The 16,469-nt window shown below is 38.1% G+C and carries 10 protein-coding genes; 3 read left to right on the top strand and 7 right to left on the bottom strand.

The window, feature by feature from the left end:
- Window positions 1-27: 27 nt before the first annotated feature.
- The 5 genes from GMD4S_RS01205 to GMD4S_RS01185 all read right to left on the bottom strand — a co-directional run bounded on the left by GMD4S_RS01205 (window position 28) and on the right by GMD4S_RS01185 (window position 9,729).
- Window positions 28-1,245 carry a restriction endonuclease subunit S gene (locus tag GMD4S_RS01205; protein ID WP_000042200.1) on the bottom strand — a complete coding sequence of 406 codons (1,218 nt, stop codon included), beginning with the start codon at window positions 1,243-1,245 and terminating at the stop codon, window positions 28-30.
- Entirely contained in the window at window positions 1,238-5,194 is a 3,957-nt protein-coding gene (locus GMD4S_RS01200) for a YobI family P-loop NTPase (protein WP_000410316.1), read from the bottom strand. The genes GMD4S_RS01205 and GMD4S_RS01200 overlap by 8 nt, the downstream gene beginning before the upstream one ends.
- A gap of 131 nt (window positions 5,195-5,325) precedes the next feature.
- Window positions 5,326-6,087 (bottom strand): DUF6261 family protein, encoded by a 762-nt coding sequence (locus GMD4S_RS01195; RefSeq protein ID WP_000161227.1) that lies wholly within the window; start codon window positions 6,085-6,087, stop codon window positions 5,326-5,328.
- Between the two features lie 25 nt (window positions 6,088-6,112).
- Window positions 6,113-6,328, bottom strand: coding sequence for a hypothetical protein (locus GMD4S_RS01190; RefSeq protein WP_000710794.1), 216 nt, complete (start codon window positions 6,326-6,328; stop codon window positions 6,113-6,115).
- Window positions 6,329-6,735: 407 nt separating this feature from the next.
- A complete protein-coding gene (locus GMD4S_RS01185; RefSeq protein ID WP_029709017.1) occupies window positions 6,736-9,729 on the bottom strand; it encodes a type I restriction endonuclease subunit R in 2,994 nt (997 codons plus the stop codon).
- Window positions 9,730-9,841: 112 nt separating this feature from the next.
- Between GMD4S_RS01185 and GMD4S_RS01180 the strand changes: the two genes are divergently transcribed.
- Entirely contained in the window at window positions 9,842-10,459 is a 618-nt protein-coding gene (locus tag GMD4S_RS01180) for a TVP38/TMEM64 family protein (protein WP_000076176.1), read from the top strand.
- A 278-nt stretch (window positions 10,460-10,737) separates the two neighbouring features.
- Here the strand turns inward: GMD4S_RS01180 and scrK are convergent, their stop codons facing one another.
- Both scrK and GMD4S_RS01170 read right to left on the bottom strand, forming a co-directional pair.
- On the bottom strand, window positions 10,738-11,625 hold the full coding sequence (scrK, locus tag GMD4S_RS01175; RefSeq protein ID WP_000164293.1) for a fructokinase ScrK: 888 nt from the start codon (window positions 11,623-11,625) through the stop codon (window positions 10,738-10,740).
- Window positions 11,626-11,783: 158 nt separating this feature from the next.
- The gene (locus GMD4S_RS01170; RefSeq protein WP_000185530.1) at window positions 11,784-13,679 is read right to left on the bottom strand and encodes a sucrose-specific PTS transporter subunit IIBC; all 1,896 of its coding nucleotides are present in this window, start codon (window positions 13,677-13,679) and stop codon (window positions 11,784-11,786) included.
- A gap of 377 nt (window positions 13,680-14,056) precedes the next feature.
- Here GMD4S_RS01170 and GMD4S_RS01165 point away from each other — a divergent pair, with 377 nt between their 5' ends.
- A complete protein-coding gene (locus tag GMD4S_RS01165) occupies window positions 14,057-15,511 on the top strand; it encodes a sucrose-6-phosphate hydrolase (RefSeq protein ID WP_000455345.1) in 1,455 nt (484 codons plus the stop codon).
- Complete coding sequence (locus GMD4S_RS01160) at window positions 15,492-16,457, top strand: LacI family DNA-binding transcriptional regulator (RefSeq protein WP_000225984.1); 966 nt, start codon at window positions 15,492-15,494, stop codon at window positions 16,455-16,457. The genes GMD4S_RS01165 and GMD4S_RS01160 overlap by 20 nt, the downstream gene beginning before the upstream one ends.
- Window positions 16,458-16,469 lie beyond the last annotated feature (12 nt).

Below are 16,469 nucleotides of genomic sequence, written 5' to 3'. Positions count from 1 at the left end.
TTAGCCCCCCTTCAGTTAAATAAAACGTTAGATAAACATTTCCTGCAAGAGTTTCTTTTTCAGAGTCTCAAGCTGAGAAATTTTTTCTCGATAAGAATTGATGAGATTATCGAGGTTAGAGAAGTAAGCGCCGATGGCTTGTTGTTCAGGGAGAGATGGGATAAGTACTTTTTTCGATAGTAATTCCACTTTAGTAATACCCTTTATTGATGTCCCTTGAAGTTGGTTAACCTCCTTTTGAAGTAATCTATATAGCAAATATGCTGTGAATTCTATATTTGATTTAAGATTTGAGAGTGATAAAAAATCTTGACTTGTTGCGTATTCATGACGCATCACTGCTAACTTCCCAACTCCAACTCTCGTAACAACCGCAATTGAATCCTTTGGAATTATTTTGGCTGATGAATTTTCCAATCCTTTCTCAGAAATACTTTTTTGAACTTTAATCTCAAATAGACAATTTATCCCTAAGTCAGATGACTGAATCCAAGGAATATCCCCATCCCAATATTCCTGAACATTTGTTTTTGGAGTGCCACCACTTTGAAAGTCATCAGCTAAATCATTAATTTCACGAAGCTCCCACTCACCTTCAAAACCATCCAAACGAATCTCAGGAACCGTCTGTCCAGCTTTGGGAAACATTTTGGCAAGCACGGCAACCTTGAAAGATTGGTAGTTGGCTAGATTGTCCTTGTAGCAGGACAGAAGGTCGTCGAGGGTGCGGAATAGGGAGCCGATGGCGGATTGTTCTTCTGGACTAGGAACTGGAACCTTGGTATTACGAAGCGTTTCTAGCCCCAAAAATTTTTGAGTATTCCCTGCCATTTCAATTTGAATATATTTATTGAATAAGTTCGTTTTTAAATATTGCAGTAAAAATTGATTTTGTATTTTTCCACCATTTTTTATCAATCCAACATTTTTTATAGAAAATCCATCTATTTCAACTAAAACTGGCTTTCCTATTGTACCAATTAGCCCAAGTAGAATATCCCCTACTTCTACTTTTGAACGTTTATTTATCTCATTATAATCTGACTCAGAAATTAATGATACATCATTTAGATTTAGTCCAGAATCTGTTAAATTCTTTGAAGTTACTAAAGGATACCCATTGTCAATGTATTTTGGAGATGAGTGAGTCCCATCTCGAACGTCTTTGACTTCTTTTAATCTTGTATATGACCAATGATTTAAAAAACTCTTAAATTTTATTGGAGTGATACTATTTTTACTCATGATTTTCTCCCAAGCTATCTTTAAATTCGATCTGTTTCGTCCTAAATCCATATAGCTTTAGTACAGTTCCTTCACCTCCGGACTTATTAGATATCAACTCCCTTTTCTTTAAGTAATCGAGTAGTTTTTTATTAAATTTAGAATTCGGTACCTTCGCATCCTGATTCCCTTTTCCACCATTACTTTCATTTTGGTTTAATTTTTCAAAGGCAGCTTCCCATTTAGTATAGTTATTATCATTGATTTGTTCCTTCAAAATTTGCATAATATCCGGTAATTCTAATAAATCTAAATACTCACCTAATAAATCTAGCTTATCTATTTTGATTCTATTTTCTGAAACAGAAATTAATTTTTCTAAAAGTTTTTTCTTATGGTCAGCTGAGACATCATTCGAATTCAGGATTGATTCATACAATGAATAACTAATTCCTTCTTCATCCAACTCTATAAATTGTTTTATATATTTTTTAACTATCTTTTGTATATTTTCTTGAAGCTGTTTGTCACCTTCATCAAAAGTATAGTTGTCTATTAAATATATAAAATAATCTTCGTTATAATGATTATCTAATAGAAGTGCTAATATTTTTAAATCTATTTTTTCTTCAAATTCATTCTGTTCATATAGAATTTCAAGTTGTTCTATATCAATCTGTTCTTTGTTAAAATTCAAATAATCATTAATATTATAAAGAATAAAGAAACCTATGAGTTCGGAATATTCTTCCTTTATAAAATCTATATTAATTTTGTTAAAATCAATTAGATGTTGAGACATTAGATCTTGGAGTTGATCATTATCTATGCTCTTATCGTCAAAAATTTCATAGTAAGGAATTCCTATATCTCTGAGTAGCTGTATTCTTATAGTTTTCTTTAATCCTAAGGATTTTATGATAAACTTTTGAAATTTTTTGCCAATTTCTTCCTCTAAGTTTTGATAAATATTATTATCCAACCTAAAATTAGTACTCTGATTAATAAAGTCTACTAAATTAGTATCTCCTTCATTGTTTTGGCTAAAATATTCTAAAACAATTTCAGTATTCACTTCTGCTTTTTTAGTCTGAACAAGATTTTTTACTAGTAATTCTCGATTTTCACTAGATAGATCATTGAATTTATCTTGAGTATAAGTTATATAAAACTCTGGGATACTGGAGATAATTTTTTCTTCTAATGTAACGTTTTTAATTTTTTCGTCATTATCTGAGTCGTCAGATTCATCACGTTCTAATGTTTCCTGAGGTAATTGATAATTAAATACAACATTATTATTCAATAATTGTTCAATATACTCAGGTTTATCACGCATCTCTCCCTCTGATAAAGTAATATACATTAAAATATACTTTAGGAATTCTTCATCAGAAGATTGACAATAATCTAGTAAAGGTTTTAATCCATTTTGACCAGTCATGATTTCATAATTTTTATGTTTTACATCTGATAACTCTGTGCCCATATCAGAATACCGTTCCATGAAAAATAGTACATTATATTTGCAAATATCGTATAAGCGATTCTTATAAATATAATTCAGCACATTTTCCTCATATCCTGAACTCTCAAAATCAAATTCCTTAATTTTAAAATCTATAGCCGATAAATTGTATTTAAACTTCTCAAAATCACAATAATAATTTTGAAAAATATTAAGAAAAACCTCTTGTGTCATCTCTAGATATTTAGAAATTTGTTCTTTTGTTTCTTTTGTACAATCGTACAAATCAACTAAATTCATTAAAGATAATATCAATCTTTTATCAACCAAATTACTATGTTTTTGGCGAATATACTCATTGAAGAGTTCCGAGTTATGATGTAGCCATTTTATCAAAAACACCCTTATATCACGCTCTGAGAAAAACGATTTATTTTCAACATCTAATCTAAATAATTCGTTATAAAAGTCCAGTAAAAATTCCAAAATATTATCTTGGTGAAAGATTAATTTCAACTTCTCATTATGTTCGTTTGCATATAACAGAAATCTAAATAAATCATAATTTAACACATTACTACTTTTATAATTTTTTAATTCTAAATAATTAAAGATTTCATCAAAATTTTTTAGAGAAATATTATATTTATTCTGTCTGCCAGAAATTACATTTCTTAAATATTCTTTTTCTTCTACCGTTATCGTATTCTCATAGAAATAATTCAAATAATCTTGATAGCTCTCATCAATATAAGTATTTCTAATTAGGAAAGAAATTATTGAGAATTGAGGATTCTTTCTTATTTCTTCTGTAAAGTCACTTTTAAAATCATCAATATCTTTAGCATATTGATAAACGTCTGATAATCTATAGCTGTCTAGTTCACCAAGTTCATCATTTATTTTCTTAATTTCTTCTCTTAGTTTTTCTATTATTTTTTTATTTTTAGTATTCTTTAAACGCTCTTGAAATTCCGGAGTATTCCTACTAGGAAATAAAGAATCAATATCCTCATTTCGTTTATATTGATTATACTCCGCATCATGATAACTATCAAAGGAATAAATTTCACTATCTCCTGCAATTAACTCTTTTATGTAATCATAACGTGTTGAAAAATCTTTTTCAAATTTTCCATTTACTTTAATTATTTTTCTTCCAGACGGTATTTTTAAGATAGTTCCATATAATTCAACTTCATCGTTTAAATGTTCTTCCTCAGCATTCTCTATCTTTCTCTCCAAAGCATTTTTCTTATTATTTAACTCCTCTCTAAGATTTTTTAATGCTATTTCTTTTGAGTTCAACAATTCATATAAATACCCTTGATTTCTTTGCAAAAGTGAAAAATCTTTAGGGAAAATATTCTTATAGACTACCATTGAAAAAATTTTCTCACGCTCTAATGGTAATTTACTCAATGTTTCTTTATAGGTCAGATACTCATTACAAATATTATTGATTAATCTCATATCGTCAAGATATAAAGAAATATTAAATAAAAACGTCTTGTCTAACCTAGTGTATTCCCTCATTTCTGTCAGCAATTTTTTTAAAATATCATGAGAATTAGAAGCGGTTACGACAGGAACTACAGGTATAATAAAATCAAAAAACTTCGTTCTCTCTTGTGATTCAAACAAATCATCCTTTACAAGATAGAAAAACACCAGCTTGGACTCGCCACATATCTTTCTTTTTCTATTGATAACTATATTTAATTCCTTCAATTTTTCAAAAATTCTAGAATCATTAAAACGTTCAATATCTTCAAATACTATAACATCCGCTTCAGACTGCTTAAACAAATAAAGTACATCATCTAAATAGCGATCAAAATAAGATACCCTTGAACTTTCATTTGAGAAGATTTCAATATCAGTTTCAACTTTTTCTGCCTTTAAGGATAATTTTTTGATAAAACCAAAATCTTTTTGTAGCTTCAGTAAAAAATAAATTCCATATACAATTAAAATAAATAAAGTTATTAATACAAGAAGAGAAATAATAGGTTTCGTAGTCCAAGATAACCAACAAAAGTTATGAACCAATTCACTCCATGAAGAAATATTAAAAAGATACAAAGATAATAGTATGGTTAAACTTAGATACAGTGTAATATTGAGAGGGTTGATCTGTGATTCAGCATCAAGAGTTTTAAAAATGGATTTCCTTATTTTGTTAGGATCTATTTGATGAAGCAATTGATTAATTATTTTCCCTTCAATGGTATTAATTTCTCGCTTATCAAGTCCATTTTTTTCACTACTTTTTATTTCATCATATTGCCCCAAAGAAATATGAATGAATTTTGTCTTTTTACGTTTTTCCTCAAAACTCTCAACAACACTACTTTTTCCAGCTCCATAATTACCAGTAATAGCTACATTTGTTACTTCCGAATTATTGTCAATCGCAAACTTAAGTGCTGCTAGTGTTATCGGCTTTATTTCAACATCTTTATTTGAAGTAAGTGCTCTAAACTTATATTCTTTTTCCATTAACTTTTCTATTTCCTTACGATTATTATATTCTTTTCATCTATGTATACCATTATATCAATTCTTACTGAGTATATAAAGCTTTTATACACAAAATAACCCCTTAGAAATCAATTCCTAAGGGGTTGGTTTTATCCTGCCACTTGTGTCGCTTCTTCTGTTTTCGCTTTCTTCTCCTTCTTATTGAAACCAGTCAATCGTCGCTTACTATCTCGGATTGTATTCAGGTCTTTAAGGAGTTTAGTCAGGTGTTCTTTTTCTGGATAGGCTTCTGCGCTGGCTGCGGTATAGCGCATAAAGAGGTCGTAGATGCTGGTTAGTTCGGTACGGACTTGTCTGGTCTTGCCGACTTCCTTGGCAGACTTATGCGCACGCGCCTGACTTTCCACCTTATCATAGTCTTCCTGCGCACTAATCACCGCCGTCAGCATAGGTGTCAGTCCTAGACTGGTAACGGCCGTATGGTAGGGTTCTTCACTGAGGGTTTTGAGCAAACTCTTGATTTCTGCCGTTTCCACATCATTGCTGTGCTTGGTGATATCCTTGTACTTGGCAAAGACTGGCTTCAAGGTCTCATGAGCTTCTTTGAGTTTGGTCTCCTTGATCTTAGCAAATCCTCGATGAAGAGTAAAGAGACCGACTAGGGCACTGTCACGATTGCGATCGACTTCGGTCAGGTTCGTCGCCTCTTTCTTTTCTACAATAGCGAGTTGGCCTTGGAAGTCTTCTAGCTTGCTCTTGAAGGAATCGAGATGCTTGCTATACATAGACTCGTCCTTATGTGCCTTGGCAAAAACTTCTAGTAGTTGACCCGTATCTACCATGAGACTTTCAAACTCACGGTTAGTAAAGTTGGTATAGCTTAGCGGACGGATAGTGAAAATTTTTGTCATGATGATAACCTTTCTATTAAACAAATCATTTAGTTTTTTCTTTATCAAACCAAGATTGGATTAGTTCTGGAAGATAGACCTGTTTTTGATCTGTTTTTACAATGCTTCCTTGTCTATCAGGTTGAATCAAAGGTCTATCCTTTCTAACATAGACTTGAAGCAATACACAGACCAAAAATAGGAGCCCCCATAGAGGAAGTGTCGATAGCATACTCTCCTCATTTTCTTTATCTTTCTTCATCAGATTTCTCCTTTAAGTTGATAAGACAATTCTAACAAATAGCAAAGAACTTATGACTCTCATCCGCTCAACTGTCTCCTTTATCATCCCAACAGCACTTTTTTAGTCTATTTCTTACTTTTACAGGATAAATCAGTAATTTCAGAAATAGAAAATCCCTATCTGACTGGAAATACACTCCGTCTGTCAGATAGAGACTCTTACTATTTTCAGATTTTAACTTTTCTAGCTTTAGAATACATCTAAACTTTAGGAAAAACGACTATTCGAAAGCTCGAAGACCCCAAAACTTTCTCAGATAGACCATTCGAAGCTTAGAATGCACCTAAATTTATGTATTTCTTATCATTCTAAGCTTAGAATACATATAAAATTTAGGAAGTCTATGTCTTCGAAACTTCGAAGGACTATCTCCCCACTCTGAGTGGCTCAATGACTTCTTCGACAAGTTGCTTACAAGCTTCCTTGATTTGTTTTTTATAGAGGAGGGGATTAAGGGCATCTGCCACTTCTATCTTATAGTCCTGATAGCGCTGGCTCTTGGTCAGTTGGCTTTCTCCTAGTTGTTTTTTAGCTCCCTTGCGGTAGTGTTCGACATAGTAACGGAGTTCATCCTCTCCAACATACCAACGTTTGCTAAATACTTGGATGTGTTGCTGGATGACCTCCTCAATCATCTGATCCAAGATATTTGCGATAGACTGACCACGATAGCTTTCCGGATGTTCTTGGACTTCTCTCCAAAGGTCAGTGATGATCTGGGCAAGATTTGGGTTGATCTTCTCCAGACTTTGGATATAGGTGTCCACTGCTTCTCTATCTTGAGCGCTTAAGTTCTTTTCTTGACTCTGACCTTGCTCGATCAGGCTTTGGATCAAGGTTAGGATATAGGCATAGTTAATCTCATCCACTTGGATAGACTCCAGCTCATAGTGAATATCAAGGGGCTCCCCATCCTCATCACCATCATCTCTTCGGCTTTTTAATTCTGCAAGGATATTTTGATAAAAACCTAGATAGTTTTCCAATTCTTCTGCGCTTAGTCCTGTCTGGGCGTAGATCTCTTCCTCATCATACTCTTTATACACTCGGATAGAGGCTAGATATTTATCAAAGACTTGATAAGCCTTGGCGAGCTTTCTCAACTCAGGTGTAGAAATCTGCTCGATTTGAAGCCCTTGCTCAGGATCATCTGTGATGAGATTTTGGAAATCACTGCAACTCCGTAAAAAGGTTCTCTTTTCCTCTTCCCAGCTAGGCGCTAGGACCTCGTTTTCTCCACCATTTGAGTAGAGCTTGAGGGCATTGTCCACCGCTTCCTTAAAAGCTAGAGGCTTCTGGAAGGTGATGATATGGCCATAGGTCTTACTAGAATCAAAAATACGGTTGGTTCGGCTAAAGGCCTGGATTAAGTCCTGCGGTTGCATGGGCTTTCTGTCGATAAAGAGAGTCGATAGACAAGGCGCATCAAATCCTGTTAAGAGACGATTGACCACGATAACCAAGTCCAACTGCTCATTGCGATAGAGGTATTTATCCTGTTTCCTAGCTAGACGGTTATTGACATCGGTGTTAAAGCCACGAAGATCCGCCATGGTAAAGTGAGTATCAAACTCTTGGTTGTAGTCCTCTAAGACCTGCTTCATGTGGTCTTGGTTGGCTCTTGAGTCCTCTTCGTTTTCAGTGACAGAGTAGGTGATGGTCGCCTTTGGAAAGTCTGGAAGGACCTGCTTGACCCTCTCAGATACTTTGACACGTGTCTGACCAGCCTTGACTCTTTTGAGTAGGTCATAGTAGGCTTGGGCTTGAGGGATGGACTTGACAGTCAGGATGGCATTGTAGGTCTTACCCACTCCTTTTTGGAAGCCTAGTTGTTGACGGGATTTATTGATAATAGCATCCAAGACTTCTAGCATGTGTTCCTCATTTTCGTAGACAGTATCTGGTATGTCATCTTCAGATCTATCCGTAATGAGGGTATTGCGATAGTCTACTTTAAAGCCTAAGACAGCTCCATCATGGATGGCTTCCTTGACCGTATACTCATGGAGACGGTCTCCATACTGTTGCTGGGTGGTTTGGGCAAGGTCACCGACCTGCTGGCGTTTATTTTCCTTAAAGATAGGCGTTCCTGTAAATCCATACCAGAGAGACTGTGGGAAAAAGGCCTTAATGTCCTTTTGTGTTTGTGGCGTCACGGCACGGTGGCATTCATCCACGACAAAGGCCACGCGGAGTCCCTTGATTTTGTCCGCATCTCTTTGGTAAAGACCTTGGTCAAATTTGCGCATCATGGTGGTGATTTTCTGGATAGTGGTCACCACGACCCGCTTATCATTACTTCCTAAGCGCTTGACCAAATCATGAGTATTATCCGTCTCATCGATATCAATGACATCATTGGTTGCATAGGAGAGGAAGGATGATGTGGTCTGTTGGTCCAAGTCCCTGCGGTCAACGACAAAAATCGTCTTTTGGATGGATGGAATCTGGAGGAGATTCCGAGCCACCTTATAAGAAGTCAGGGTCTTCCCTGAACCTGTTGTATGCCAAACATAGCCTGACTCCTGACGGCGCGAAGCTTCCTGCACCGCTTCGATAGCATGGATCTGGTAGGGACGCAAGAGGATGAGAGATTTCTTGCTATCATCAATGACAGAATACTGCATGACCATCTGGTGCGCACGAGGGATAGAAAGGACTTCGTGGGCAAAGCTAGTCAGGTTTGTCACAGGATGATTGTCCTTATCCACCCACTTAGTTAGAAATTGCTTGTTGAGTTTATTTTCCCTAGCTGCAGCGATATAGCGAGTATCTACTTTATTGGTCACAACAAACATCTGCAAGCTAGAGTAGATACCACGGAATTTCCCTTCACGGTCATATTTTTTAATCTGATGAAAGGCATCGATAAATGCTGCTTGGGAACTCTTGAGCTCGATTTGAATCATGGGTAAACCGTTGATGAGAAGAGTAACATCCAGTCTACGGTCTTGGTCCAGAGGATTTACTTTTTCTCTCTGGACTTGATTGACAACTTCATAGCTAGACTTTCCTGCTGCGATATTATCTCGCCAGATAACTGATAAACGAATGGTTCCTAGGCTGGCATCTTCTCTTTGAACTTCGACTTTAGCAATGCCATTTTCACCTACCAACCACTTAGCAGCATCATAGTAGCTGACAAAGTTCAGTTGGTTCTGAATCTGACGTTTTTCCTGCTCTGTCAATGGATGGTCTGCTAGTAGAGCAACATTGTTTTGGGCTAGTTTCTCAAAGAAGTTGTCCCATAGTTGTTCTTCTGTTTTGAGGTCTTCTCTATAAGTCCATTGGCTTTCACCAGTTACCAGTTGGTTGATTAGTTGTTTTTCTATCTCCAGTTCTGGTTTTACTTGCATCATTCTCTCCTTTAACGATGTTCTACTTTCTTTATTATAACATGTTTATCATTAAATTCCCCCTTCTTTCACAAAATATGGTATAGTAGAATCATACTATCTATGAGGAGTTTACATGTCACAGGATAAGCAAATGAAAGCTGTTTCTCCCCTTCTTCAGCAAGTCATCAATATCTCATCTATCGTCGGGGGAGTCGGCACCTTGATTTTCTGTATTTGGGCCTATCAGGCAGGAGTATTACAGTCCAAGGAAACCCTATCAGCCTTTATCCAGCAAGCTGGGGTTTGGGGGCCACCACTCTTTATCTTTTTACAGATCCTACAAACTGTTGTTCCGATCATTCCGGGAGCTTTGACCTCAGTGGCTGGGGTCTTTATTTACGGCCACATCATCGGGACTATCTATAACTATATCGGCATCGTGATTGGCTGTGCCATTATCTTTTATCTCGTGCGCCTCTACGGAGCTGCCTTTGTCCAGTCCGTCGTCAGCAAACGCACCTATGACAAGTATATCGGTTGGCTAGATAAGGGCAATCGTTTCGAGCGGTTCTTTATCTTTATGATGATCTGGCCTGTCAGTCCAGCTGACTTTCTCTGTATGCTGGCTGCCCTGACCAAGATGACCTTCAAACGCTATATGATTATCATCATTCTGACCAAGCCCTTTACTCTAGTGGTTTATACTTATGGTTTGACCTATATCATTGATTTCTTCTGGCAGATGTTTTGAGAATAGAAAATAGCCTGATACTAAATATACTTTAGTATGGAAATCATGCCTATTTTTCGATAGTGAATCGAGGACTTACCCAGCCTTTCCGTCGTGATAAAAACACCTGAAATCTAATGGTTTCAGGTGTTCGGGAACTTTGAGACATTAGGCTCAAAGTTTAGGTATGGAATTTCGAAGAAAGTCGCTACCGTCCGTAATCACTTAAGGAAAGGCTCAAAAACATTTTCATCAAACAAAACATCCGTTTGGTTTCCCAAGCGGATGGTTTCTTTGTTTTATTTTGCGACACTCTTAGCGAGGACAAAGTTTCCAAGTGTGGCAGAACCATTGCCTGCAACTGCTGGAGTGACAATGTAGTCACGCACGTCTGGTACTGGTAGGTAACCATTTAGAAGAGCTGTAAATTTCTCACGCACACGGTCCAGCATGTGTTGTTGGGCCATAACCCCACCACCAAAGACGATCACATCTGGACGGAAAGTCACAGTAGCATTGACCGCAGCCTGAGCGATATAGTAGGCTTGAACATCCCAGACAGAACTGTTGAGTTCGATGTTTTCACCACGAATACCTGTACGAGCTTCCAAACTTGGTCCAGCCGCAAAGCCTTCCAAACAGCCCTTGTGGAAAGGACAAACGCCGTTAAATTCTTTCTCCACATCCATTGGGTGTTTAGCCACATAGTAGTGACCCATTTCAGGGTGACCGACACCACCGATAAACTCACCACGTTGGATAACACCTGCACCAATCCCTGTACCGATCGTGTAGTAAACCAAGTTTTCGATACGACCACCAGCATTGTTACGAGCAACCACTTCACCATAGGCAGAGCTGTTTACATCTGTTGTGAAATACATAGGTACGTTGAGGTAGCGGCGAAGGGCACCAAGTAGGTCTACATTTGCCCAGTGAGGTTTTGGAGTCGTTGTGATAAAGCCATAGGTTTTTGAGTTTTTGTCGATATCGATCGGACCAAAGGAACCGACAGCAAGGCCTGCAAGATTATCGAATTTTGAAAAGAATTCGATGGTTTTATCGATCGTCTCGATAGGAGTTGTTGTTGGAAATTGTGTTTTTTCCACAACATTAAAGTTTTCATCACCGACAGCACAGACAAACTTTGTACCGCCCGCTTCCAAGCTTCCATATAATTTTGTCATGATAAACCTCTTGTTTTTATTTTCTTTATTATAGCATATTTTGAAAGTCTAGATTTCTCTATATTTTAGATTTTCCTCTGTAAATCTTACCATTCAAGCAAAAACGAACAAACATGCCATTTGTTCGTTTTGTTTTTAGATTTGATTTTTGAAGAGGATTAGGCTTTCACTTCGATGATTGCATCACCCTTAGCAACTGTTCCAGAAGCAACTGGATATACTGAAGCAAAGTCTGCAGTGTTTGTTACGATAACCATTGTTGTGTTATCAAGACCAGCAGCAGCAATCTTAGCTGAGTCAAATGTTCCAAGAACATCTCCAGCTTTAACCTTATCACCTTGATTAACTTTTTGGTTGAAGCCTTCACCGTTCATTGAAACAGTGTCGATACCAACGTGGATCAAGATTTCTGCACCGTTAGCTGTTCTCAATCCATAAGCATGGCCAGTTGGGAAGACGATTGTCACTTCAGCATCAGCTGGTGCATAAACAACATCTTGGCTAGGTTTCACGGCGATACCTTGTCCCATAGCTCCGCTTGAAAATACTGGGTCATTCACATTTGAAAGAGCAACAACGTCACCAACGATTGGTGTTTGGATAACACCTTCGCTAGGTGAAGCAAGAGTACCAGTTACTGCTTCTTCTGTTAAACGGTCAGTTTCAGCTTCAGAAATTGCTCCTGAAACTTCTTCTACTTCATCTTCATAACCAAACATGTAAGTAAGAGCGAAACCAAGTACAAATGATACAGCTACCATAAGAAGGTATTGTAGAAGTTGTCCGTTACCAATGTAAAGCATTGTACCAGGGATGATTGTGATACCATTACCAGTACCAGCAAGTCCAAGGATAGATGCCAATCCACCACCGATTGCACCAGCAATCAATGAAAGGAAGAATGGTTTACGGAAACGCAAGTTAACCCCGAAGATAGCAGGCTCAGTAATACCTAGAAAGGCAGAAAGAGCAGCTGGGAAAGCAAGTGTTTTCAGTTTAGGATTTTTAGTTTTCACACCAACGGCAACAGTTGCAGCACCTTGAGCAGTCATAGCTGCAGTGATGATAGCGTTGAATGGGTTAGCGTGGTCAGCAGCAAGCAATTGAACTTCAAGCAAGTTGAAGATGTGGTGAACACCTGATACGACGATCAATTGGTGAACTCCACCGATTAAGAAACCACCAAGACCGAACGGCAAGTTAAGGAGTGCTTTTGTTCCAAGAAGGATGTAGTTTTCAACAACGTGGAAGACTGGTCCGATAATAAACAAACCAAGAATTGACATGACCAAAAGTGTTACGAATGGTGTTACCAAGAGGTCAAGAACGTCTGGAACAACCTTACGAACAGCTTTTTCAAATTTAGCTCCGACAACCCCGATGATGAAGGCTGGAAGAACGGAACCTTGCAAACCTACAACTGGGATAAATCCGAAGAACTGCATTGCAGTTACTTCACCACCAGAAGCAACAGCCCAGGCATTTGGAAGTGAGCCAGATACGAGCATCATACCAAGGACGATACCAACGGCTGGGTTACCACCGAATACACGGAAGGTTGACCAAACAACCAATCCTGGCAAGATGATGAAGGCTGTATCTGTAAGGATTTCTGAGTAAATCTTCACATCATCTGGAAGTGTAATTCCAAGAGCAGTCAAGAGACCACGAACACCCATGAAGAGACCAGTCGCTACGATAACTGGGATGATTGGAACGAAGACGTCACCGAATGTACGGATAGCACGTTGGAACCAATTTCCTTGTTTTGCAGCTTCTGCTTTCATTTCAGATTTTGTAGAAGTTGGCAAACCAAGAGCTACGACTTCATCGTACATCTTGTTTACTGTACCAGTACCAAAGATGATTTGATATTGACCTGAGTTAAAGAAGGCACCTTGAACTTTTTCCAAGTTCTCGATAGCATCTTTGTTAATTTTCGCTTCATCTTTAACCATCACACGGAGGCGAGTCGCACAGTGAGCTACACTGTTGACGTTCTCACGTCCACCCAAGGCTTCGATGACTTTTTTTGCAATTTCTGTATTGGTCATTTGCAAAAATCTCCTTATAAAAAAATTTGTTCTTATTTGAAAGCGATTTTACTCGCCCTACGAGTATTATTTTATCATCTTTCAAAAATATGTCAAGCGTTTTGCAGAAATTTTTAAACCCTTTCTTTTTTCTCTGATTATTTTTGCTCGTTTTTGAGGAAAATTCTCTTTTTCCTCAAAAAAATATCTTTAAACTTGAGGAATCAAGGCTTTTATTTATATTTTCTTTCATTTTTTCGTGAAAATTTGCTAGATCTCCTTTACTTAATTTCTAGCAATCGTTTGACATATTTTTCTTTTTTTTAACATAAAAGACTTGCTTTTTTGGTCGAAAACGTTTACTATTAAGATAGTAGAACTTTAGGAGGAAAGATAAAATGGAATGGACAACAGAGCGTCGCTACAGACGCTATGAAGATTGGACAGATGATGAAATCAAGCAAATCAAGGAAAAGATGGCACAATCTCCTTGGCATACTCATTACCATGTCGAGCCTAAAATGGGGCTTCTCAATGACCCAAATGGCTTTTCCTATTTTGATGGTAAATGGATTCTCTTTTACCAGAACTTCCCCTTTGGTGCAGCACATGGTTTGAAGTCTTGGGTGCAGCTTGAAAGTGATAATCTGGTGCACTTTACAGAAACTGGAGTCAAAGTTTTACCAGATACTCCATTAGATAGCCACGGTGCCTACTCTGGTTCTGCCATGCAGTTTGGCGATAACTTGTTCCTATTTTATACTGGAAATGTCCGCGATGAAAATTGGATCCGTCACCCATACCAGATTGGCGCTTTGATGGATAAGGATGGCAAGATTACAAAGATTGATAAGATCTTGATTGACCAGCCATCAGACTCTACAGACCACTTCCGCGATCCGCAAATTTTTAACTTCAAGGGTCAATATTATGCTATCGTCGGTGGACAGGACTTGGAGAAAAAAGGCTTCGTCCGTCTCTACAAGGCTGTGGACAATGACTACACAAACTGGCAAGCAGTTGGCGACCTTGACTTTGCTAACGACCGCACTGCCTACATGATGGAATGTCCAAATCTAGTCTTTGTAGGGGAGCAACCTGTTCTTCTCTACTGCCCACAAGGATTGGATAAGAGTGTTCTAGACTATGATAATATTTATCCAAACATGTACAAAATCGGGGCTTCCTTTGATCCTGAAAATGCCGAAATGGTAGATGTGTCTCCATTGCAAAATCTAGACTATGGTTTTGAAGCCTATGCAACTCAAGCCTTCAACGCTCCAGATGGACGTGCACTAGCAGTAAGTTGGCTTGGGTTGCCAGATGTTTCTTACCCATCTGACCGTTTTGACCACCAAGGAACCTTCTCATTGGTCAAAGAACTCACTATCAAAGATGGCAAACTCTACCAATATCCGGTCGCAGCCGTCAAAGAACTTCGTGCTTCTGAAGAGGTCTTCTCAAATCGTACTCAAACCAACAACACCTATGAACTCGAGCTCAACTTGGAGGCCAATAGCCAAAGCGAGATTGTCTTACTTGCTGATAAAGAAGGCAAGGGGCTTTCAATCAACTTTGACCTTGTCAATGGACAGGTGACAGTGGATCGTAGTCAGGCTGGTGAACAGTACGCCCAAGAATTTGGTACGACTCGTTCTTGCCCTATCGATAACCAAGCTACTACTGCCACTATCTTCATCGACAAGTCAGTCTTTGAAATTTTCATCAATAAAGGAGAAAAAGTATTTTCTGGTCGTGTCTTCCCACATGCAGACCAAAATGGTATCCTGATCAAGTCTGGAAAACCAACTGGAACTTACTATGAATTAGATTATGGTCGCAAAACTAACTGATGTCGCAAAACTTGCAGGCGTCAGCCCCACTACCGTCTCACGGGTCATCAATAAAAAGGGTTATCTATCTGAGAAAACCATCCAAAAGGTTAATGAAGCCATGCGAGAATTGGGCTACAAGCCCAATAATCTGGCTCGAAGTCTCCAAGGAAAATCTGCCAAGTTGATTGGACTTATTTTTCCAAACATCAGTCATGTCTTTTATGCAGAGTTGATTGACAAGTTGGAACACCAACTCTTCAAAAATGGTTACAAAACCATCATCTGTAACAGCGAACATGACTCTGAAAAAGAACGGGAGTACATTGAAATGCTGGAGGCCAACCAGGTCGATGGTATCATTTCTGGAAGTCACAACTTGGGAATCGAAGACTACAATCGTGTGACGGCACCGATTATTTCCTTTGACCGAAATCTATCACCAGACATCCCTGTCGTCTCCTCTGATAACTACGGTGGCGGGGTCCTCGCAGCCCAAACTCTGGTCAAGACTGGAGCCCAGTCTATCATCATGATTACAGGAAATGATAACTCTAACTCACCGACTGGACTGCGTCATGCTGGCTTTGCCTCTATTCTCCCAAAAGCGCCTATTATCAATGTTTCGAGTGACTTTTCTCCCGTCAGAAAAGAAATGGAAATCAAAAATATCTTGACCCATCAGAAACCAGATGCGATTTTTGCTTCGGATGATTTGACAGCTATCCTGGTTATCAAAATAGCTCAGGAGCTAGGTATCTCTGTTCCTGATGAGCTCAAGGTCATCGGCTACGATGGGACTTACTTTATCGAGAACTACTATCCTCACCTGACAACGATTAAGCAACCTATGAAAGAGATTGCCCAACTCACTGTTGATCTTCTCTTGCAGAAGATTGAAGGCAAGGAAGTTGCGACAACTGGTTACTTCTTACCAGTCACCCTATTACCTGGAAAAAGTATTTAAGTACAAAAAACT

This window comes from Streptococcus sp. GMD4S (assembly GCF_000296955.1).
The sequence above is the reverse complement of the archived record's forward strand: the minus strand, read 5'-3'. Positions and strand labels throughout refer to the sequence as shown.

Excerpts from the sequence above, each read along its gene's own strand:
- GMD4S_RS01205 (WP_000042200.1), bottom strand. The coding sequence starts at position 1,245 with ATGAGTAAAAATAGTATCACTCCAATAAAATTTAAGAGTTTTTTAAAT.
- GMD4S_RS01200 (WP_000410316.1), bottom strand. The coding sequence starts at position 5,194 with ATGGAAAAAGAATATAAGTTTAGAGCACTTACTTCAAATAAAGATGTT.
- GMD4S_RS01195 (WP_000161227.1), bottom strand. The coding sequence starts at position 6,087 with ATGACAAAAATTTTCACTATCCGTCCGCTAAGCTATACCAACTTTACT.
- GMD4S_RS01190 (WP_000710794.1), bottom strand. The coding sequence starts at position 6,328 with ATGAAGAAAGATAAAGAAAATGAGGAGAGTATGCTATCGACACTTCCT.
- GMD4S_RS01185 (WP_029709017.1), bottom strand. The coding sequence starts at position 9,729 with ATGATGCAAGTAAAACCAGAACTGGAGATAGAAAAACAACTAATCAAC.
- GMD4S_RS01180 (WP_000076176.1), top strand. The coding sequence starts at position 9,842 with ATGTCACAGGATAAGCAAATGAAAGCTGTTTCTCCCCTTCTTCAGCAA.
- scrK (WP_000164293.1), bottom strand. The coding sequence starts at position 11,625 with ATGACAAAATTATATGGAAGCTTGGAAGCGGGCGGTACAAAGTTTGTC.
- GMD4S_RS01170 (WP_000185530.1), bottom strand. The coding sequence starts at position 13,679 with ATGACCAATACAGAAATTGCAAAAAAAGTCATCGAAGCCTTGGGTGGA.
- GMD4S_RS01165 (WP_000455345.1), top strand. The coding sequence starts at position 14,057 with ATGGAATGGACAACAGAGCGTCGCTACAGACGCTATGAAGATTGGACA.
- GMD4S_RS01160 (WP_000225984.1), top strand. The coding sequence starts at position 15,492 with ATGGTCGCAAAACTAACTGATGTCGCAAAACTTGCAGGCGTCAGCCCC.